At 49.2% G+C, this 19,539-nt stretch carries 23 protein-coding genes and 1 other annotated feature; of the genes, 2 read left to right on the top strand and 21 right to left on the bottom strand.

Annotated features, from left to right (window positions below; translation table 11 throughout):
- Nucleotides 1-20: 20 nt before the first annotated feature.
- A complete protein-coding gene (locus EDM52_RS00235) occupies nt 21-971 on the bottom strand; it encodes a ribose-phosphate diphosphokinase (RefSeq protein ID WP_122907038.1) in 951 nt (316 codons plus the stop codon).
- A gap of 21 nt (nt 972-992) precedes the next feature.
- Nucleotides 993-2,378, bottom strand: coding sequence for a bifunctional UDP-N-acetylglucosamine diphosphorylase/glucosamine-1-phosphate N-acetyltransferase GlmU (glmU, locus tag EDM52_RS00240; RefSeq protein WP_122907039.1), 1,386 nt, complete (start codon nt 2,376-2,378; stop codon nt 993-995).
- A 185-nt stretch (nt 2,379-2,563) separates the two neighbouring features.
- Here glmU and EDM52_RS00245 point away from each other — a divergent pair, with 185 nt between their 5' ends.
- Nucleotides 2,564-3,577, top strand: coding sequence for a CobW family GTP-binding protein (locus tag EDM52_RS00245; protein WP_122907040.1), 1,014 nt, complete (start codon nt 2,564-2,566; stop codon nt 3,575-3,577).
- A gap of 83 nt (nt 3,578-3,660) precedes the next feature.
- Here the strand turns inward: EDM52_RS00245 and spoVG are convergent, their stop codons facing one another.
- The 12 genes from spoVG to EDM52_RS00305 form a co-directional block, all read right to left on the bottom strand.
- Nucleotides 3,661-3,948 (bottom strand): septation regulator SpoVG, encoded by a 288-nt coding sequence (gene spoVG, locus EDM52_RS00250; RefSeq protein ID WP_023558909.1) that lies wholly within the window; start codon nt 3,946-3,948, stop codon nt 3,661-3,663.
- A gap of 184 nt (nt 3,949-4,132) precedes the next feature.
- Complete coding sequence (locus EDM52_RS00255; protein WP_122907041.1) at nt 4,133-4,519, bottom strand: RidA family protein; 387 nt, start codon at nt 4,517-4,519, stop codon at nt 4,133-4,135.
- A gap of 1 nt (nt 4,520) precedes the next feature.
- A complete protein-coding gene (gene purR / locus EDM52_RS00260; protein ID WP_122907042.1) occupies nt 4,521-5,369 on the bottom strand; it encodes a pur operon repressor in 849 nt (282 codons plus the stop codon).
- A gap of 55 nt (nt 5,370-5,424) precedes the next feature.
- Nucleotides 5,425-6,312 (bottom strand): 4-(cytidine 5'-diphospho)-2-C-methyl-D-erythritol kinase, encoded by an 888-nt coding sequence (gene ispE, locus EDM52_RS00265; RefSeq protein WP_276330088.1) that lies wholly within the window; start codon nt 6,310-6,312, stop codon nt 5,425-5,427.
- Nucleotides 6,313-7,065: 753 nt separating this feature from the next.
- On the bottom strand, nt 7,066-7,248 hold the full coding sequence (locus EDM52_RS00270) for a small, acid-soluble spore protein, alpha/beta type (RefSeq protein WP_122907044.1): 183 nt from the start codon (nt 7,246-7,248) through the stop codon (nt 7,066-7,068).
- A 73-nt stretch (nt 7,249-7,321) separates the two neighbouring features.
- On the bottom strand, nt 7,322-7,594 hold the full coding sequence (gene veg, locus EDM52_RS00275) for a biofilm formation stimulator Veg (protein WP_057134130.1): 273 nt from the start codon (nt 7,592-7,594) through the stop codon (nt 7,322-7,324).
- Between the two features lie 212 nt (nt 7,595-7,806).
- Complete coding sequence (gene rsmA / locus EDM52_RS00280; RefSeq protein WP_122907045.1) at nt 7,807-8,703, bottom strand: 16S rRNA (adenine(1518)-N(6)/adenine(1519)-N(6))-dimethyltransferase RsmA; 897 nt, start codon at nt 8,701-8,703, stop codon at nt 7,807-7,809.
- Nucleotides 8,700-9,254, bottom strand: a complete 555-nt coding sequence (gene rnmV / locus EDM52_RS00285; RefSeq protein ID WP_122907046.1) for a ribonuclease M5 — start codon at nt 9,252-9,254, stop codon at nt 8,700-8,702. The genes rsmA and rnmV overlap by 4 nt, the downstream gene beginning before the upstream one ends.
- A gap of 183 nt (nt 9,255-9,437) precedes the next feature.
- Nucleotides 9,438-10,529, bottom strand: coding sequence for a 3D domain-containing protein (locus tag EDM52_RS00290; protein WP_122907047.1), 1,092 nt, complete (start codon nt 10,527-10,529; stop codon nt 9,438-9,440).
- Nucleotides 10,530-10,917: 388 nt separating this feature from the next.
- Nucleotides 10,918-11,688 (bottom strand): TatD family hydrolase, encoded by a 771-nt coding sequence (locus EDM52_RS00295; RefSeq protein ID WP_122907048.1) that lies wholly within the window; start codon nt 11,686-11,688, stop codon nt 10,918-10,920.
- Nucleotides 11,689-11,714: 26 nt separating this feature from the next.
- Entirely contained in the window at nt 11,715-13,745 is a 2,031-nt protein-coding gene (gene metG / locus EDM52_RS00300) for a methionine--tRNA ligase (protein ID WP_122907049.1), read from the bottom strand.
- A gap of 53 nt (nt 13,746-13,798) precedes the next feature.
- Nucleotides 13,799-14,056 (bottom strand) — a binding site (T-box leader).
- A gap of 26 nt (nt 14,057-14,082) precedes the next feature.
- On the bottom strand, nt 14,083-14,346 hold the full coding sequence (locus EDM52_RS00305) for a hypothetical protein (protein WP_122907050.1): 264 nt from the start codon (nt 14,344-14,346) through the stop codon (nt 14,083-14,085).
- Nucleotides 14,347-14,488: 142 nt separating this feature from the next.
- Between EDM52_RS00305 and EDM52_RS00310 the strand changes: the two genes are divergently transcribed.
- A complete protein-coding gene (locus tag EDM52_RS00310) occupies nt 14,489-14,737 on the top strand; it encodes an AbrB/MazE/SpoVT family DNA-binding domain-containing protein (RefSeq protein ID WP_007719913.1) in 249 nt (82 codons plus the stop codon).
- Nucleotides 14,738-14,849: 112 nt separating this feature from the next.
- On the opposite strand, the gene rsmI is transcribed toward EDM52_RS00310, so the two are convergent.
- From rsmI to EDM52_RS00345, 7 genes are all read right to left on the bottom strand, one after another.
- Complete coding sequence (gene rsmI / locus EDM52_RS00315) at nt 14,850-15,722, bottom strand: 16S rRNA (cytidine(1402)-2'-O)-methyltransferase (protein WP_122907051.1); 873 nt, start codon at nt 15,720-15,722, stop codon at nt 14,850-14,852.
- Nucleotides 15,706-16,020, bottom strand: a complete 315-nt coding sequence (locus EDM52_RS00320) for a GIY-YIG nuclease family protein (protein WP_415783093.1) — start codon at nt 16,018-16,020, stop codon at nt 15,706-15,708. The genes rsmI and EDM52_RS00320 overlap by 17 nt, the downstream gene beginning before the upstream one ends.
- The gene (locus EDM52_RS00325; RefSeq protein ID WP_122907052.1) at nt 15,971-16,738 is read right to left on the bottom strand and encodes a tRNA1(Val) (adenine(37)-N6)-methyltransferase; all 768 of its coding nucleotides are present in this window, start codon (nt 16,736-16,738) and stop codon (nt 15,971-15,973) included. Before EDM52_RS00325 ends, EDM52_RS00320 begins: the two co-directional genes overlap by 50 nt.
- A 108-nt stretch (nt 16,739-16,846) precedes the next feature.
- On the bottom strand, nt 16,847-17,218 hold the full coding sequence (gene yabA, locus EDM52_RS00330; protein WP_023558927.1) for a DNA replication initiation control protein YabA: 372 nt from the start codon (nt 17,216-17,218) through the stop codon (nt 16,847-16,849).
- Between the two features lie 25 nt (nt 17,219-17,243).
- Nucleotides 17,244-18,059: a PSP1 domain-containing protein gene (locus tag EDM52_RS00335; protein ID WP_122907053.1), complete on the bottom strand. Its 816-nt coding sequence runs from the start codon at nt 18,057-18,059 to the stop codon at nt 17,244-17,246.
- Between the two features lie 3 nt (nt 18,060-18,062).
- Complete coding sequence (holB, locus tag EDM52_RS00340; protein WP_122907054.1) at nt 18,063-19,043, bottom strand: DNA polymerase III subunit delta'; 981 nt, start codon at nt 19,041-19,043, stop codon at nt 18,063-18,065.
- 17 nt (nt 19,044-19,060) lie between these two features.
- Nucleotides 19,061-19,507: a YaaR family protein gene (locus EDM52_RS00345; RefSeq protein ID WP_122907055.1), complete on the bottom strand. Its 447-nt coding sequence runs from the start codon at nt 19,505-19,507 to the stop codon at nt 19,061-19,063.
- Nucleotides 19,508-19,539: the final 32 nt, after the last annotated feature.

A 19,539-nucleotide genomic window follows, 5' to 3' on the forward strand; every position in this document is an offset into this window, starting at 1 on the left:
GCAAAGGGGGCATGTCGTTTTTAGTCGAACAATTTGCTTACAGACAGCTCTTCGTGTACGCGAATAATTGCTTCGCCGATGATTGGCGCTACGGACAGAACGGTAATTTTATCTGTGATTTTCTCTTCTTTCAGAGGAATCGAGTTGGTTACGATCAGTTCCTTGATCTTGGAATTCGTAATCCGTTCGATGGCAGGGCCAGAGAGAACCGGATGTGTACAGCATGCGTACACTTCGCGCGCGCCTGCTTCCACCAGCGCATTAGCCGCCAGTGTAATCGTTCCAGCTGTATCAATAATATCGTCAATGATGATGGCTGTTTTGCCCTCGATGTGACCGACAATGTTCATCACTTCTGCTACGTTCGGTTCAGGACGGCGCTTGTCGATAATCGCAATGGGTGCTTCCAAGCGCTCTGCCAATTTACGGGCACGCGTAACTCCACCATGATCGGGAGACACCACCACGATGTCTTGAAGGCCTTTTTCAGCAAAGTGCTTCGCCAGGATTGGAACACCCAACAGGTGATCAACCGGGATGTCGAAGAAGCCCTGGATTTGGGTAGCATGGAGGTCCATCGTGATGACACGTTGAGCCCCTGCTGTCTCAATCAGGTTGGCAACCAGTTTCGCTGTGATCGGATCGCGAGCACGAGCCTTGCGATCTTGACGTGCATAGCCGTAGTATGGAATCACTACGTTGATGCTTTTGGCGGAAGCACGCTTCAATGCGTCCACCATTACCAGAAGCTCCATCAAATGCTCGTTAACGGGAGCAGATGTCGGCTGAATGACAAATACGTCACAACCGCGAACGCTTTCATTCAGTTTAATTTGGCACTCTCCATCGCTAAATTGCACAGCCTGTGCATTTCCGAGCGGTACACCAATGTGTTCAGCAATTTCCTTTGCCAGCTCTGGGTTGGCGTTGCACGTAAATACCTTCAGTTTTGGGTCGCGGTAGTTAGCCATGATCTTCTCAAGAACCTCCCGTTATGATTGCTTTTTGCCCTTGCGAGGCATTCTGTTGGCGTAATCCAGTTTGTTGACTTGTCTCTCCCGTGCGATAGCGAGCGCATCGTCCGGCACATCCTGGTGAATAGTCGAACCCGCTGCTACATACGCATTCTTTCCTACCTTCACAGGTGCGACCAGATTGGTGTTGCACCCCACGAACGCGCCGTCGTCTACCACCGTCTTGTGCTTGACAGCGCCGTCATAATTGACCGTAATCGTTCCACAGCCGATGTTGACACCTGCTCCGATCTCGGCGTCTCCTACATAGCTGAGATGAGGAATTTTGCTACCTTCCCCGATTTTCGCATTTTTCAATTCCACAAAATCGCCGATCTTCACACCAGGTCCGATCTCGGAGCCTGGACGTACATAAGCATAAGGGCCGACTGTTGCCTGTGCAGCGACACTCGCCTCTACCATTACTGCATACGTAATGCTTACATTGTCTTCAACTTTTACATCTGTCAGATCTGCTTGCGGACCAATGACACAATCTGTACCAATGGTTGTCCGTCCCCGCAGAAAGGTTCCCGGTTGGATTATGGTATCGGCGCCGATGCTGACATCCGTTTCAATATACGTGGAGCTTGGATCGATGATTGTCACGCCATTGCGCATATGCCCGACCACAATTCGACGGCGCAAATAGGCTTCCGCTTCTGACAATTGCACGCGATCATTAATCCCCATCGTCTCATCCGGATCGTCAGCGGCAAAGCCAACCACTTTTTCCCCTTGATTCCGCAGTATACCGACACAATCTGTTAGATAGTATTCACCTTGAACGTTGTCATTTTTCACTTCCTTCAAGGCTTTCCACAATTTCAGATTGTCAAAACAGTATATGCCTGTATTAATTTCCTGGATCGCCCGTTCCTCAGAGCTGGCGTCCTTGTGTTCCACGATTCGCAATACTTCGCCCGTCTCATTGCGAACTATCCGTCCGTAGCCAGTCGGGTTCGGAAGTACAGCAGTCAAAACCGTAGCTGCTGCCTGCTGCTCTTCGTGATAGCTGCGCAGTGCTGTCAGTGTTTCCACAGACAGAAGCGGAACATCTCCGTACAGAAGAAATGTAGTACCTTCTTTATCTAGTAAAAACGGCGCCGCCTGTTGGACAGCATGTGCCGTGCCCAACTGTTTTTCTTGTCGTGCATATGTGACACCATCGCCTAGCTCAGCTTGGACGGCATCAGCACCATGACCTACGACGACAACGATATCCTCAACCTGCATGGCAGCCAGCGTATCCACTACATGCTGGACCATCGGCTTCCCGCACACAGGATGCAATACCTTGTGCAGTTTCGATTTCATCCGCGTCCCCTGACCTGCAGCCAGGACCACGGCATGGATCTTAGACATGTCAACCCTCCATCGTAGAAGTTCCACAATGACTATATCTTAATCATATGTGGATTTCAAGACAATCGGTACAGGATATCCTCGAATATCTAGAGATTGACATACATCCGACAACATTTAATATTCGGACAAAACTATGATATATTGTTGAAAAACACGGGTAATGCGGGAGGAGGCAAGATTCGATGAGTACGCACGTATACTTGCTGACTGGCTATTTGGGGAGTGGAAAAACGACTCTCTTGCATAATTTGCTTGGATCCTTGCGAGAACAGGATGGCGAAGTTGTCGTATTGATGAATGAAATGGGAGAGGAAGATATTGACGGAGAACAGCTTCAGGGATTTGGCTTTCCTGTAAAAAAGATGCTCGATGGCTGCATCTGTTGTTCGATCCGCGGTGAACTCACCGAAGGATTAAAGGAAATACTTGCTTCTCTAAAACCAGATAAAATTCTCATCGAGACCACAGGTGTAGCGGATCCAATCGATGTCATCGACGGCCTGACACACCCCGAGCTTTACGACCGGCTGGATTTAAAAGGCACGATCAGTGTCATCGATGCCTCGCGCTTCCTGGACCTGAACTCCCGTTTTCAATCGACTGGCTCTTTGGTGAAGACCATCCGCAATCAGGTGAGGTATGCCGATCTGCTTTTGGTCAACAAGACTGATTTGACCACTCCTGACGTCCTCCAAAAGGTCCAGGCGAAGCTGAGAGAATTGAACCCTCACGCTCCTCTGTACGAAACGATACGTAGTGAAGTCGATCTGAACCTTCTTTTGTCAGTCAAACGAATCACCCCGCCAGAGCGAGAAGAGCAGCCCCAGACGGTTTCGGTACAAAAAAGCATCGGACGTCTTTCTCCGATGGACAAAATCAAGCAGTCACTTGGTATAAAAACAAGCCAGCCCTCACTCTACAATAGCATCGAAACCTTTGCCTATCCTTTCACTGCGCCTGTAGACGGCGAGAAGTTTGAGGACTTCCTGTACGACCTGCCCAAGAACGTGTACAGGGCCAAGGGATATGTGCTGTTTCACGGCAAAAAAGAACTGATTTCCTTTCAGCATACGGACAATCAGGTTCTTATGTTCCCTTTTGAGAATTTTGGTCCAAAAATGGTGGCCGTGTTCATCGGGGAAGGAATGGATCAGGAAAAAATCAAGCAGGATCTGGAGAAATGCTACGTGGAATAAGACAGGCTACGTGGGAAAGACAGGCTACGTGGGAAAGACAGTGAAGCACCCTGCCAAGTGACAGGGTGCTTGTTTGTTATTTCTTATGCACCAGCTTCGATGGTGCTTTCTTCTTCTTGTCCTACGCGATCGTACTCATTCAAAACAGCTGCTTGAATTTTTTCGCGGGTTGTCGAAGAAATGGGGTGGGCAATATCGCGGAATTCGCCATCGGGTGTACGCTTGCTTGGCATCGCCACGAACATGCCGTTGTTTCCATCGATGACACGGATATCATGAACCACGAATTCATGGTCAATTGTAATGGACGCAATCGCTTTCATCCTACCATCCGTATTCACGCGGCGAAGTCTAACGTCTGTAACTTCCATCGAGTTCACTCCCTTTATCTATAAAAAACGTTTAGGAGTATTTCCACCCTCTGGGTAAATATTCCTGCTAACTTTATTTAAATTTTTCAAAAAAATATATTATTCAACACAAGACATGCATTTTTTTGCAAAAACAGCCCCATGCACGATCGTACATCGGGCTGTTTCTCCTGTATCTTATCAACTATTTCTCTTCAAAATAAGCCACAAATTCAATCTCTACCTTTACATCGCGCGGCAAACGAGCTACTTCGACTGTGGAACGGGCAGGCTTGTGATCGCCAAAATGCTTGCCATACACCTCGTTCATTTGCGCAAAGTCGTTCATGTCCTTGATAAAGACTGTTGTCTTCGCGATGTTGGACAAGCTGCCGCCTGCCTCAGCCAATACGGCTTTGATATTAGCGAGAACCTGCTCCGTTTGGGCAACAATGTCTCCTTCTACCAGGGTTCCGTCTGCGCGAAGTGGAATTTGACCAGATGCAAACAAGAAAGGGCCTACCTTTGCCATCTGGCTGTAGGGACCGATCGCCGCCGGAGCCTTGTCCGTCGATAAGAATTGGATTGCCATATTAATTGCTCCCCTCTATACCGTTTTCTCTTTCAAAAAAACTGCCCAGCTCAATCTCAATCTGCTTGCCTTTAATATCTACATCCTGCAGCTTGGCCAGAGAGACGTAGTCGTCGATCAACCGCTCAGAGACGTCCGCCGTCGTTTCTACCAGGACACCGCAGCCAACCACCGTCGCACGGAACTCTTGGAGCAGATCAATCATCCCTCGCAAGGTTCCTCCCGCTTTCATGAAATCATCTACGATCAGAACACGAGATTGTTCTGCCAGACCGCGTCTAGCCAGTGACATTGTCTGGATTCGCTTGCTCGAACCTGACACGTAGTTGATGCTTACAACCGATCCCTCTGTCACCTTGTTGTCACGTCTGACTATCACCACAGGTACATTCAAAAACGTCGCTGTCGCATAAGCCAGTGGGATTCCCTTGGTTTCTACAGTCATCACCACGTCTACGTTCTTGTCCGCGTATGCTGTCGCAAACAGTTTGCCGATCTGCGCCATCGTGGATGGATTTCCGAGAATATCAGACATGTACAAATAGCCACCCGGCAAAAGACGTTCCGGATTTGCCAATTGACCAATCAATACGCGCATGAAGTCAAGCGCATCCTCCGTCTTCATTTGGGGGATATACTTCACTCCGCCAGCCGCTCCTGCCACCGTCTTCAACAAGCCTACACCCTGGACTTCAAACGCTTCCTTGATGATCGACAAGTCTTCGCTGATGGATGATTTCGCCGCACCATACTGTTCGGCAAAAAGAGTGAGCGGAATCAGCGTATGAGGATGGGCAAGCAAGTGCTGCGTCATATCCACCAGACGAGCACTTCTACGCAATTTCTTCATGGCTCTTCCTCCAAAACCGAATATTATGGTGCTAATGTATCACTTTTATACGTGTTCATGCAAGCATTTCCCCATCTTGTGCCCCTAACATTCGGGCTACGAATACATCTTTTACAAAACCTCGCAGGGCATTGTAGATTCGATGCACCTTCGCTTCTTTTTGTACCAGCGCAAATACCGTCGGACCGCTTCCGGACATCAAGACGCCGTCCGCTCCCGAAGCTACCATCAAATCTTTGATTTGGCGCACTTGCGGCTGCATGTCGAGGGTTACGTTTTCCAGAACGTTGCCTAGCGATTGGCACATCAAGGAGAAATTTTGTTCCTCGATCGCCTTCAGCATCTGCCCGGTCGGGGGATGTGAAACGATTTCATCAACACGTAATTGACCGTATACATCGGCGGTAGAGACTCCTACAGGCGGTTTGGCCAGGATCACCCAACATGCTGCAGGCGTCCCCAGGTGCACAATCTGTTCACCCCGACCTTTGGCCAGTGCCGTGCCTCCATAAACACAGAACGGTACATCAGAGCCGATCTCCGCTCCTAGCTCAGCCAGTTGGTCTTGTGAAAGCTGCAATCTCCAGAGCTGGTTCAAACCGCGCAGTGTCGCTGCAGCATCGCTGCTCCCACCTGCCAAGCCGGCTGCCACAGGGATTTGCTTGTCGATATACAAATGAACGCCTTGGCTCACCTGATAGCGCTCTTTCAGGAGCACGGCAGCCTTGTACGCGTGGTTACGGATATCATCAGGTACGAAGCTGGCAGAGCAGTCCAGCGTGATTTGGCCATCCTCGCGCAGAGTTAGGTCTACACGATCTGCCAAGTCTACGGTGGTCATCACCATTTCCACTTCATGATAACCATCCGGCCTTTTGGCAAGTACGTCGAGAGTTAAATTAATTTTGGCCGGCGCTTTGACCGAGATACGCACGTTTTTCACCTCTGCCTACGATCTTAAATGACTCGTTCTTTTAGTATCAGAAAGTATATACTTTACATCATTTTCTCTTTCAGGAACAACAAGAATATACTTCCGCTAATTCGCGGTCGCCCATCCTTGAATTACCTCAGATATAGAGGTTTTCTTACAGGATCGGACTGAATCAACTTCTCTTGATTTGTCATCCCGGTTCTGCAAGAATAACCTTCCGCTAATTCGCGGTCGCCCATCCTTGAATTACCTCAGATATAGAGGTTTTCTTACAGAATCGGACTGAATCAACTTCTCTTGATTTGTCATCCCGGTTCTGCAAGAATAACCTTCCGCTAATTCGCGGTCGCCCATCCTTGAATTACCTCAGATATAGAGGTTTTCTTATTGTAGCATAGGGATTCTCTTCCATGCCACTTGCAGCCATAAAAGATATACACGGGGGAATGAGTCTCTTTCCATTGGGCGCTCCAAAATTGATAGGCTTGACGCTTATATATTCCTATACGTTTAGAAAACTTGGCTACGCCAAGCTTTTGGCGGAGCCTTAGTTGCACTTATACTATCTTCCGCTAATCTTTTTAGCGCTTTAGCGCACTTAAACTTTCCGACAGTACAAAAAAAAGCCGGGAAACTCCCGGCCCTGTCAACGATTTGATGTGGTGTTTAGTGAAAAACGTTTTGGCGTTTTTCATAAATGGGATGCGAGCGTTTTAGCGTGAACGTTTAAGCCATCGCTCTCACTTCGAACGCTAGAAACGGTTATTGACCATTTCTTTTAGCCAACGCTTCCTCGGCAATCTGAACAGCACGTTTTACCATGTTGCCCGCGTCGCGTGTCGTGATGGCGCCCCAGCCCTCGGCTTTCACCGTATCGTAAAAACCCAGTTCCTTGGCCAGCTCCATCTTGAATGCATCCGACATAATGCCTCGTCTGCGACCCATGACATCCTCCCTTTCGTTGACAATGCTAGTATGTACGCAATAGGCAAAAATAAAACAGCAGAACCCTAAGGTTCTACTGTTGTACAAATGTGATGCGAATGTGCTCGTTCTCCCGGCACACCGTCAATTCTACTGTTTCTGTCAAGATGTCGGCATAGCTGTAAGAAACCCGCTCGAAAAGCTGATCGTCATCCAGCTTTACAACAAACACCGAAGGGTATGTTTCTTCGAGGATGCCACTTCGTTCGACGGTTTTTCGGCGACCCCCATTAGCCTTGAGCATAATGCGCTCACCAATGTGTCCGTCTAAACTACGCTTAATGTCAAGCAACGCATTTCTTGCCATTGTTCCATCCACCTCGCTTGGTTCTATTATAACAGCATACGCTTATTTTGTCAAAGAAATAAAAAATTATAGCAACCCACCCGAGATTTTGTCAACGGCCTTTTTTTCATGAATTACGTAGATATTTGTCAATTGCATATTCTTAAATGGCAGAAGGTACAAAAACGCCCCACTTTTGACGAAAATCGTCCAAAAATGAGGCGATAATAAAGCTATTTATTGATATATCCGCGACGAATGCTCTCGTTTGCCAGCCGAGCAAACTCCCCCATATTGAGTGTCTCGCCACGTCTTGTAGGATCAATTCCAATTTCTTCAAGCATCTGTACTACTGCATCTTTTTGCGCTTTAGGAAACAGACCGTTCATCAGGTTGTTCAAAAGGGTCTTTCTGCGAAGGGCAAACGAGCTCTTTACCACGCGGAAAAACACGTCCTCGTCATCCACCTCTACAGCCGGCCGATCACGAACCTTCAAGCGAATCACGGCCGAATCTACATTCGGTCTGGGCACAAACACACTAGCAGGGACAATCATCGCGACCTGCGTGTCCGCATAGAATTGGGCCGCTACACTAAGAGAACCGTACTCTTTCGTCCCTGGCTTGGCTGCAATGCGCTCCGCTACTTCCTTTTGAATCATGACGACGATATTTTCCAAGGGCAGCCGTTCTTCCAACAGCTTCATTAGGATGGGAGTCGTCACGTAGTAGGGAAGATTGGCTACTACACTGATTTTTTCAAACCCAGCCAGCTTGTCTTCTATTAATTCTTGCAGATTGAGCTCCAGTACATCCCCGTGAACGACATCAACATTGTCATAAGGAGAGAGGGTGTCGGACAAAATCGGCAAAAGCCGTTGGTCGATCTCAATCGCCATCACCTTCCCGGCAGCTCGTCCCAGCTGTTCGGTTAGTGCACCAATCCCTGGCCCAATCTCGATGGCAGCCTTTTCTTTTGTCAGGTCTGCGGCAGCTATAATATTGTGCAGGATGTTGGTGTCGATCAGAAAGTTTTGTCCCAGGCTCTTCTTAAAAGAAAATCCGTACTTTTCCAGAATTTCTTTTGTTCGTGTTGGAGTCGCGATATCCTTGCGCGTTGTCTGCGTCATCCCACATTCCCCTCTCCATCTATGGCTTTCATGGCTGCCTCAAATTCCTCGCGGCTGATCTGGAAGGCATTGAGACGCTGCAGCATCTGCTTGGCGTTGGCATAGCCGATCCCCAATCGCTCTCCCAGCAGTATTCTCCGTTCCTTGGAATCCGCCCCTGACGTCAAGCCACAGGCCAAGAGATCATCAGACGTAATTTCTCCAGCTGTCTCCACCATCTCCGTACGCACTTCAGACAACGCGCGGATGATGACCTCCGGAGAGGCGTTCTCTACCCCGATGTCGCCCTTTTTCGTTCCGTCCTCTTGTGTGATGAACGCATGCTTACAGCCAGGCACAGCACGGCTGATAATCCGGCGTATACGCTCCCCCTGATAATCGGGATCCGTAAAGATGATTACCCCGCGCTTTTCCTGTGCCAGGCGAATTTTTCCGATGGTCCTTTCATGTATAGCTGACCCACCTGTCTCGATCGTATCGGCATTGACGGCACGCTTAATTGCCGCGGTATCATCTCTGCCCTCGACTACGATGAGTTCTCTGATTTTCATGGACGAACTCCCACTTTCGTACAGTTTCAAGTTTGAGACTAGTTTGCTCGAAAAACCATGCAAAAAGACAGAAAAAGACTGAAACGTTCCCTGTCTGGTCACGTCTTATAATGTAATAGCTTACCACGACTTCTTTCCCGGAACCAAACCGAAAAAGAAGACAGGAGCTATTCGCTCCTGCCCTTAAGGTTTTTGTGGTCCAATCACATAGACTGTTCGGTTGCGCTTGCGACCAAATTGAACCGCCTCTGCATTGGTGCTGACAAATACGTCAATCTTGTTGCCGCGTACGGCTCCACCCACGTCTTCTGCTCGACGGTACCCAACTCCATCGATGAAAACCCACCATCCCAAAGGAATGACTTTAGGATCGACTGCGATGGTATGACCTGCCTGTGCTTTTACACCTGTAGCCGTTCGACCATAGCCAGGTGAGTTCACGGGCTTTCCTCCCCCAGCAGGGGAGTAAGCGGTCAAGGTAACCCCATTCAATACTTTCTTCGGCCTAAATGCTTTTCCACCGCGGGAGACCATTCCCGCTGATGCGACCATGACTGGTTGTGACCCATCATCCAGACGCGCGACTGCCGCTGTACCGACCGCCACAACATGGTCTTTCTTTACTGTAATGACATCTCGTTTCACCAGTTCACGAGAGACTTCCACTCCATCCTCCGTGACCAGCTTGTAGTGTGCAATTGCCTTACCTTCTTGCCCATTCTGCAGTACTTTGGTATTCCCCTTTGTCAAGGTGGAATCGTTCTTGCGAATTTCCTGGAAGGTGACACGCTCTTCCTCTTGAACCATCTGCACAGCAACACGCTTTACTTGAATCGCAGACTCTTTGCTGAGAGCGGTTCCTAGGGCCGGTTCTACCCGGTCCAGCTCACCTAACGCGATGTTGCCGTCCTTCAACACACCAGCAACATCACGACTCAGTGTATGTATCATTTTTTTCTGCCCGTCAACCTGGACAGGAATCGTCCAGCTTGTATCTAAAGTAATGTATATTCCGCTCGTAAGTTTCGTCTCAGGTGTAGGTTGAAGGGAATCCCTTTCCGTTACCGTTACATTTCGTTCGGCTAGAAATTGCTCGACGGTGTCTGCTTTTGTACCTACCGTCTGGCTCTTTCCGTCTAACGTAAAAGTGACCATTTTTGGCTGGGTAGCCTGGGCAGAGAAATAGCCAATCATGGGAACCAATATAAGCGCTAGGGTGCCAAAGAGGACAAGTCCCCGATTCTTATACCTTTCCCACATCCTGCGTAATTCCATTTCCCACACTCCTTTTTACTAGGAAAACCCGAGGGCCTTCCTTCGTCTAGCCAGGTAAGGGTCGATGTAATTGCACTAATATTCTGGAAGTGGCCGATACTGAACAAGGTCGGATTTGATTGTAAGTTACTTTTTCGGCTTTGTCAAATTCCCTTCAATGGCTGCTGAAGCGATGATGGTAACAGACTAGCAAAAACAGTCTGGCGAATGGAAGCAGATTTCTGTCGAGCCTATGTGTCGATAAGAGAAGAATCGTTCGACACATGTACATGGTATGCCTCTTAAAAAGGGAGTAGAACTACTGATTTTTTGGCGCTTTTCATAGAAAAAACCGGGAAACCCACGAACAAATCCGTGATTCCCCGGTTTTTTTGACGTAAGAAAGATTTTAGGGTTGGAGGCGGAACAGCTTTTTCGCATTCTCGGAAGTGATTTTCGCCATTTCCTCATAGGACAGTCCGTGCAAGTTGGCCATTTCCTCACAAACATAGCGCACATAGCCACTCTCGTTGCGCTTGCCGCGAAACGGATGCGGAGTCAGGTAGGGGCAGTCCGTTTCAATGAGCAATCGATCCAGCGGTACTTTGGTAGCCACTTCTTTCGGCTGCTTGGCGTTTTTGAACGTCAATGGACCGCCAAAGGAAATATAAAAATTCATATCCAGAGCTAGTTTGGCCGTTTCCCAGCTACCGGAAAAGCAGTGCATGATCCCGCCTACATCGGCTGCCTTCTCTTCTTTGAGAATCGAGATGACATCCTGATGAGCATCCCGATTGTGAATGATGATCGGCATATCCAGCTTGCGTGCAAGGCGAATCTGCTTGCGAAAAACCTCCGCCTGCACCTCACGAGGCGACGTATCCCAATAGTAATCCAGGCCCATTTCTCCAAGCCCGACTACTTTCGGGTGCCGACTCAGCTCTGCGATCCACTCCAGATGTTCATCTGTCATGTCCTTGGCGTCCTGGGGATGCCAGCCTACCACTGCATAGATAAAATCGTAGTTGTCGGCCAGCTCCATGCAGGTGGGGATCGTCTCGGCATTGAAGCCGATGTTGACGATGGTGTCCACGCCATTTTCCCTGGCGCGCGCAATAACCTCTGCACGATCCTCATCAAATTCTTTCGCATTCAGATGCGCATGTGTCTCGAATAACACGGTATGACCCTTCCTTTCCAGCCAGCTTACTTGACGATAGCTCCGTTCGGCATGCTTGGATCAACCGTTGCCAAAGTCAATTGATCTCCCTCAGATGCTGCCAGAATCATTCCTTGCGACATTTCCCCACGCAGCTTGACTGGCTTCAGGTTGGCTACCACAATCACCTTTTTGCCCACCAAATCTTCCGGGCTATAGTATTTGGCGATGCCAGACACGACCTGACGCTTCTCATAACCGAGATCTAGCTGGAGTACCAGCAATTTGTCAGCGTTTGGATGCTTGGTACACTCCATGACCTGGGCGACTCGCAGCTCTACCTTGGCAAAGTCGTCAATACCGATCGCTTCCTTGGTGTCTGCTTGTTTTTCTGCGGATGCTGCCGCTGTATCCGGATTGGTTGTTTCGCTCACGCTATTACCTCCTGCCTGTCCTTCTTGCTTCTTCTTGTTCTCCTCTGCCTGGCGGCGTGCCTCAGCAGTAGATTCGTCGATGAAATCCAGCTCAGCCTGTACATCCAGACGCGGGAAAAGAATTTCCTTGCGGCTGACGATGCTGCCCGCTGGCAAGCCACCCCAGACTCCTGCCGACTCCCAGCTTGTCGCTTCTTCATTATCCAGAATGCCTAGCTGATCCCAGATTTTTGCCGGTGCTTTCGTCATAAATGGCTGGATCAAAATGGAGCTGATCCGGATGCTTTCTGCCAGATTGTACATGACGGTAGCCAAGCGGCCTTTCGTCTCTTCAGACTTAGCCAGGTTCCAAGGCATAGTCTCATCGATATACTTGTTGGTTCGACCCACCAGCTCCCAAATATGAGCGAGAGCGTTGCTGAAGCGCATTTCCTCGACATGACCCTCTACCAGCCCTTTGGTTTTGACTGCCAGGCTGATCAGGTCTTCATCTGGTTCTCCTGCATCCTGTGGGGCTGGGACAGTACCATCGTAGTATTTTTCGATCATGGTCGCGGTACGGCTCAGCAGGTTGCCGATGTCATTAGCCAGATCGTAGTTCAAACGTTGGACAAACGACTCAGGCGTAAATACGCCGTCTTGACCAAAGTTGATTTCACGCAATAGGAAGTAACGTACACTGTCAGAGCCGTAGCGCTCGATCAACAGCTTCGGATCGATGACGTTCCCTTTGGATTTGGACATTTTTCCATCCGGCATCAACAGCCAGCCGTGTCCAAATACCTGTTTAGGCAACGGGAGATCCAGCGCCATCAGGACAATCGGCCAATAAATCGTATGGAAGCGCAGGATGTCCTTACCGACCATGTGTACATCTGCCGGCCAGTAGCGGCGATATTTGCTATCGTCATCTGTCAGGTAGCCCAATGCTGTGATGTAGTTAGCCAAAGCATCGATCCAGACGTAGATGACATGTTTTGGATCGCTAGGTACTTTGACTCCCCAGTCAAAAGTGCTGCGGGAGACGGACAGGTCTTGCAAGCCTGGCTTCAGGAAGTTGTTGATCATTTCGTTGCGACGGCTTTCAGGCTGAATAAACTCCGGGTGCTCCTCAATATGCTTGAGCAGGCGGTCCTGGTATTTCGACATGCGGAAGAAATAGTTCTGCTCTTTCACCATTTTCACTTCACGACCACAGTCTGGACAGTTGTGCCCTGTATCGGTCTTGCTCTGGGTTTCGGTCCAGAACGCTTCACACGGTACACAGTAGTAGCCTTCGTATTCCCCCAGATAAATATCACCTTTATCCAGCAGGAGTTGGAAGATCTTTTCGACGACTTCCTTGTGACGCGGTTGGGTGGTGCGAATGAAGTCATCATAGGAGATATCCAGTCTGTCCCACAGATCGCGAATCCAGCCGACGATGGGGTCGATGAATTCGAGCGGCTGCTTGCCTTCTTCGGCCGCACGCTCCTGCAGCTTTTGCCCATGCTCATCGGTTCCTGTCAGGTAGTAAACATCGTACCCGCGCAGGCGTTTGTAACGAGCTAGCGCATCACAGGCGATGGTCGTGTATGCATTCCCGATATGCAGCTTGTTACTAGGGTAGTAAATCGGTGTTGTAATGTAATACGTTGGTTTCATAGCCCAATACCCCTCCAAAAATAGCGTTGATAAATAAGGAAAAGCCCGCCCCAGATTGGGACGAGCTTGATCTCGCGGTACCACCCAAATATTCCGCTCCCTCACGGAAAACGGACTTGAGGAGTCAAGGTTGACTCCACCCGTAACGTGGGCATTCGTCGCAAACTACTACAGCTGGTACAAAGCCAAGCTGTTTGTTCATATGCGAGACTCGGGGGCCATCTTCAGCTTGCTCGCTTATACCGGTTTGCAGCTACCCCGGCTCTCTGTCATAAGGAGTGTCAGCCTACTCTTCCCTTCAACGTCTGCTCTCAATATATCCAACTCAATTTATCCTCTATTTTACACGAGCGACCCATTTTGTAAACATCTCTTCGCCTTTCTTTTCATTCAAATATGATTGGAGCACAAAATAAGCGAGCAGTGTTATAAAAAGGAATTTTTGTCGAATCATCTGATTGTATTCGACATGAAACGACTGTAAATCAAGATTAATTCTTCCAGTAATTTTTATCCATAAATTTTTCCGGATTAATCCTGCACCTTCACAAAACACTGGTACATCAATCTTTTGATTTTCAAAAAACACTTTGTTTTTCAAAAAAATTACAAAATGATGTTGACACCTTTGGGAATCGCTGGTATGATAAACGCAATAGAAAATGTCGAATATTGACGATTAATAGTTTACATTCACAATAGCATCGACAAGACATCGCCAGATTTTAGGAGGAGATCATACGATGATGAAATCAACAGGTATTGTACGCAAAGTGGACGAGCTGGGTCGCGTAGTCATTCCGATTGAATTGCGCCGCACTTTGGGGATCGCTGAAAAAGACGCACTGGAAATTTACGTGGATGGCGAGCGTATCATCCTGAAAAAATATGAGCCTGCATGTATTTTCTGTGGAAACGCAGACAAAGTATCTCACTTTAAAGGCAAAATCGTTTGCCAAGATTGCCTCACAGAAATGCCTGTAAAACGCTAATTGATACTTAACGCATACAAAGCCTCTTCCAGTGCGCCTCCGTTTCTGGTGGGGCTTTTTTTCATGCAAAAAAAGCTGACTCTACATAATAGTCAGCTTCCACTACTGCTTGCTATTCGCGATGGTATTCGTTGTAGACGTCTCGCTTGGAGACTCCACGATCCTCGGCTGCTTTCTTGATGGCCTCCTTTTTGTTCAAGCCTTGTTCGACATATTGATCAACATGCTCCACCAGGCTCCTGTCTTGCCACCACGCCAGCGCGGCTGCTGCTTCCGCTGTACCGGTAAAGCCTTCGACAATCAGGCAAAATTCCCCCCGTACCTCTCCGGCTTCCAGCCATTCGATCAATTCATCCAAGGTTCCACGGACAAATTCCTCATATCGTTTGGTCAGCTCCCGCGCGAGCACTGCACGTCGATTGCCCCATACCTTCCGAATGGCAGTCAGCGTCTTTCCGATTCGATGCGGAGCTTCGTAAAAAATAAGGGTCTCCGGATAATGCTTCAGCCTCTCCAGCTCTTCCCGTCTTTCCTTGTTCTCTCGCCCCAGAAAGCCGCAAAAGACGAAGCGGTCCGTCGGCAGCCCAGACGCGATCAACGCCGTCAAACCTGCATTGGCTCCTGGAACAGGAATGACCGGAAAACCTGCTGCTGTCGCGTCCCGGACAAGCTCTGCCCCAGGGTCCGATATAGCAGGCAAGCCTGCATCGCTGACCAGGGCAATTCGCTTTCCTTCCTCCAGCCATTGCAGCAATCCTTGTCCACTAGCTTCCTTATTATGTTCGTGATAACTGACCGTCCGTTTTTCGATCTGAAAATGGTTCAACAGCTTGCGAGTCTGACGGGTATCCTCACAGGCAATCACATCGACCATGCGCAGTGTCTCCAGACAGCGGACGGTCATATCGTCCAGATTGCCGATCGGCGTAGCTACCAGATAGAGGACACCCGTTCCTTCTGCCGTAAAACTACTTTGGACATTCATCGTGAGGCTCCCCTCCAATCAACGCTTCTTTTTGGCTGCGGGAAAGCCGCTTGATGGCTTCCTCCCGCTTTAATCCCCAGGAACGGTCCACTCCTTCTTCCCAATACATCAGCTCGACCGGACCTCTTCCCCTCGTATACTTCGCACCCTTACCTTCATTGTGAGTACGGAATCGGCGGGCCAGCTCCGTGGTGTAGCCGGTATAGAGGCTCCCATCCTTGCAGACGAGCATATAGACGTAATGGCTCTTATGCGAGGGAATCGCGTCGTCCGAAATAGATTTCCTGCAGTTCTTCACAGTATTCCTCTCCGTTTTCATAGACAATCAAAGGAGGCTGGATACGAAGCTCAGGCTTGCCACCTTTCATACCCTCGATCAGCACCATGTTGGGCTCTGCGTCCCGGCGTGGATATACCAGCCGCATTCGCTTCGGCTCTATGCCGTACTGACGCATGCACGTAATAATTTCTATGAGCCGTGTCGAACGGTGCACCATAGCCAGCTTGCCGCCGTTCTTCAACAGCTGGCTGCTGACGCGTACCACGTCTTCCAGATTCAGCAGGATTTCATGGCGGGCAATCGCAAAATGCTCACTGATGTTCTTTTCTCCGCTGGTTGCAGGCATGTACGGCGGATTACAGGTGATCAAATCAAACTTGCCATGGCCAAACCGTTCCACGGCTTCTTTCACATCGCCGTGGTGCATAGTGATTCGCTCTTCCAGTTGATTCAACATGACATTGCGGCTAGCCATACTGAACAATCTTTCCTGAATTTCAATACCGTCAAAGGTCGCTTCGGGTGTCCGCGTTGTCATGATCAGCGGAATCGCCCCGTTGCCTGTACACATATCCAAGACCCTTCCCCGTTTGGGAACAGAAGCAAATCGGGCAAGCAGGACAGCATCCATCGAAAAACAAAAAACTTCGTGGCTTTGAATGATCTTCATTTCATGTGTGAGCAAATCGTCGATACGCTCCGCCTCGTGTAGCGGTACGTTGATGACAGGTTCCATCAGCTAGGCCAAACTCCTTTACCTTGTCGTCTAAACATTTTCCAGCGAAAAAGCGACCTGAACGAAAGTTCCAGGTCGCTTTGTTCACTCGGTGCAGGTTTCTCACCTTTATTTTTGAGGACCACCGCTCAGGAATGAGAGACAGAACAAGCAGTCTCCTTCTTTACGCAGGCTGCCAAAATGCACATTGCAAATATGAAACCCTTCGCCGTACAGACGAGCCAGGTTGTCATATCCTTCCCCGACTACTTTCTTCTTGGCTTTCTCCTGTGCAGCAGGGTTGGTTCCCTTCTGTTTTGGTGAGGAGCCGGTCTTTTTCTTGTCTAGCCGGTTTCGAAGGTGCTGGTTTTCAACGAGTAATTGGGCATTCTCCTCCATCAAAACGACGATGACGTCTTTTAGTTCACCGATCTCTTGATACAGGTCGCCGATTCTTTCTTCAATGCTCGCCATTTTGACGAAAATTTCCCGTTTGTCCACTCGCTCACCTCTCCTCTACCCCACACTATTCAAAGGTGGGAAGCCCTATCGCAATCTCATCAAGTCCAAACTCGGTAATCCGTTTATCTACCGCAAGCTCCACCTGAACAGACTGATCCAGCACATTCACAGAGACGACCCGTCCGTTCCCCATAGGGGTGGTCACGACTTTCCCGACATCGGGGATTTCATCGCGGGTGCTTTCGTAATTGTCATTCTCGTATTTTAAACAGCACATCAACCGACCGCACAGACCGGAGATTTTCGCTGGATTCAACGAAAGATTTTGATCCTTGGCCATCTTGATAGAAACAGGCTCGAAGTCGCCCAGGAACGTGGAGCAGCAAAGCAATCGACCACAGGGGCCGATTCCACCCAACATCTTCGCTTCATCGCGAACGCCGATCTGACGCAGCTCGATGCGCGTGCGAAATACGGAAGCCAAATCCTTGACCAGCTCACGGAAATCCACTCTTCCGTCAGCCGTAAAATAAAAGATAATCTTGTTGCGGTCAAACGTGTATTCCACATCGACAAGCTTCATATCCAGCTTGTGCTCTTTGATCTTCGTCTGACATACGGTGAATGCATTCTTGGCAGCCTGTTTATTCTCGTCCACCTGCTTGGCATCCCGCTCGTCTGCCATGCGAATCACTTTTTTAAGCGGCAGCACAACATCTTCTTCGGCTACCTGCTTCTTGCCAATAACAACCTTGCCGTATTCGACCCCACGCGCCGTTTCGACGATTACGGTGCAATCCTTTTCGATCGGCAGTCGGTCAGGGTCGAAGTAATATATTTTGCCCGCTTTTTTAAAGCGGACACCAACAACCTCATACAAGGGTTATCCCTCCTGGATGTGAAGAACCAACCGCTCAAGGGCCAACTGTGCGTTGGCGTTTCGCTCTATCCGATACTTCGTTTCCATGACCAAATCGATCCCACGCAAGAGCTCAGCTTTTGTCCATATCAGTGCTTGTCCTTGCAGCACATCCTGTTGGTCGCTGTGAATGAGATGGGCATGCCTGCCTACTTGCACATACAGGATATCGCGCAGCCAAAGGATGAGCAAATCCAAAAAGAGGGGTAGTTCCTCCTTTATTTTGTCGCTCTTATGCATCATATCATGGATCGTAAAGAGCGCTGACGAGTTGCGTTGTTTGCACTCATGCACCAATTGTATCACTAGATTTCTCAGCTGTGCAAACGATTCTGATTGGCTAAGTACCAAGGCCTCTTCCACATTTGTTGTAATGTGGGAAGCGACTTGTGCCATGCCAGGCAAAACCCCGGATTCGCACAGTTTTTTAGTGATAGCTTCTGCTGAAAGCGGCGAAAAAGGAACGATTTGGCACCGTGACAGAATGGTAGGAAGAATAGCGTGACTATGCTCGGTCAAAAGAACGGCTAGCACTCCAGCAGGCGGTTCCTCCAGAAATTTGAGCAGGCTGTTGGCGGCCTGTGTCGTCATTTTATCGACATGCTCGATGATGTATACCTTGTGATGCGATTCGACTGCCCGCATCGCCATCTCTTTTTGCAAAGCACGAATCTGGTCAATCTTGATGGAAGCTCCATCCGGCGAAAGAAGAAGAACGTCAGGGTGATTGCCCGACTCGATCCTTCTGCATGTAAGACAGGCCCCGCAGGCGTCTGCCTCTTTTTCCGAACAAAAGAGAGACTTCGCCAGATGCAGGGCCATCTGCTTCTTGCCAGCGCCTTTTGGACCCGTGAACAGATAGGCGTGGGCAAGACGGTCGTTGCGCAAGCTATGGTACAGCAGTTCGGAAGCTCGTGGCTGCTGAGAAAATGTTGTCCAAGTCATGGTTGATAGACCACCTGTTAGAAGTACAGATTGATCAGCATGCCGCGAATTTCGCCAATTCGCGCCAACAGATCAATCATGGGAGCCTGCTCGCTGAGAAGCTCATCTGTCAATTTCAAAAGCTCCGCATCTACTTCCTTCACGATTTTATACAGTCTGCTGCGACCACGTCGGTTCAAACCTCGCCTGTCATCCAAGGCGATACCGTACTGTACGGCTTCCTCCATAAACTGCTTGACGAGGTTTTTGTATGCGTAGAAATCGCGAATCGAGCGTGATCGTGCCAGGATTTGGCCTTGCTTGTCTATATTCGACAACAACTGGGTTAGGCGCTCTTGAGACATGCGTTCATCTTCGCCTTGCACCATCGTGCCAAAATTCAGCTTTTCTGTATGGAGATTTCTGCGCGAATCCGTAGCTCTGGGCATTTCCACTTTCGGCCGAAGACCATCGCCGATTTTCATTAAGCCACCTCCGTTACTCCGATCACTAGAGG

This window comes from Brevibacillus invocatus (assembly GCF_003710915.1).
In the GTDB taxonomy this organism is placed as follows: domain Bacteria; phylum Bacillota; class Bacilli; order Brevibacillales; family Brevibacillaceae; genus Brevibacillus; species Brevibacillus invocatus.

Bases quoted from the DNA above. Each gene is read 5' to 3' on its own strand.
- holB (WP_122907054.1), bottom strand. From the start codon at position 19,043: ATGACTTGGACAACATTTTCTCAGCAGCCACGAGCTTCCGAACTGCTG.
- EDM52_RS00290 (WP_122907047.1), bottom strand. From the start codon at position 10,529: ATGGAATTACGCAGGATGTGGGAAAGGTATAAGAATCGGGGACTTGTC.
- rsmA (WP_122907045.1), bottom strand. From the start codon at position 8,703: ATGACGCAGACAACGCGCAAGGATATCGCGACTCCAACACGAACAAAA.
- EDM52_RS00310 (WP_007719913.1), top strand. From the start codon at position 14,489: ATGATGAAATCAACAGGTATTGTACGCAAAGTGGACGAGCTGGGTCGC.
- EDM52_RS00235 (WP_122907038.1), bottom strand. From the start codon at position 971: ATGGCTAACTACCGCGACCCAAAACTGAAGGTATTTACGTGCAACGCC.
- rsmI (WP_122907051.1), bottom strand. From the start codon at position 15,722: ATGAATGTCCAAAGTAGTTTTACGGCAGAAGGAACGGGTGTCCTCTAT.
- EDM52_RS00325 (WP_122907052.1), bottom strand. From the start codon at position 16,738: ATGGAACCTGTCATCAACGTACCGCTACACGAGGCGGAGCGTATCGAC.
- EDM52_RS00270 (WP_122907044.1), bottom strand. From the start codon at position 7,248: ATGGGTCGCAGACGAGGCATTATGTCGGATGCATTCAAGATGGAGCTG.
- spoVG (WP_023558909.1), bottom strand. From the start codon at position 3,948: ATGGAAGTTACAGACGTTAGACTTCGCCGCGTGAATACGGATGGTAGG.
- rnmV (WP_122907046.1), bottom strand. From the start codon at position 9,254: ATGAAAATCAGAGAACTCATCGTAGTCGAGGGCAGAGATGATACCGCG.
- EDM52_RS00245 (WP_122907040.1), top strand. From the start codon at position 2,564: ATGAGTACGCACGTATACTTGCTGACTGGCTATTTGGGGAGTGGAAAA.
- EDM52_RS00255 (WP_122907041.1), bottom strand. From the start codon at position 4,519: ATGGCAATCCAATTCTTATCGACGGACAAGGCTCCGGCGGCGATCGGT.
- veg (WP_057134130.1), bottom strand. From the start codon at position 7,594: ATGGCAAGAAATGCGTTGCTTGACATTAAGCGTAGTTTAGACGGACAC.
- EDM52_RS00345 (WP_122907055.1), bottom strand. From the start codon at position 19,507: ATGAAAATCGGCGATGGTCTTCGGCCGAAAGTGGAAATGCCCAGAGCT.
- metG (WP_122907049.1), bottom strand. From the start codon at position 13,745: ATGAAACCAACGTATTACATTACAACACCGATTTACTACCCTAGTAAC.
- purR (WP_122907042.1), bottom strand. From the start codon at position 5,369: ATGAAGAAATTGCGTAGAAGTGCTCGTCTGGTGGATATGACGCAGCAC.
- glmU (WP_122907039.1), bottom strand. From the start codon at position 2,378: ATGTCTAAGATCCATGCCGTGGTCCTGGCTGCAGGTCAGGGGACGCGG.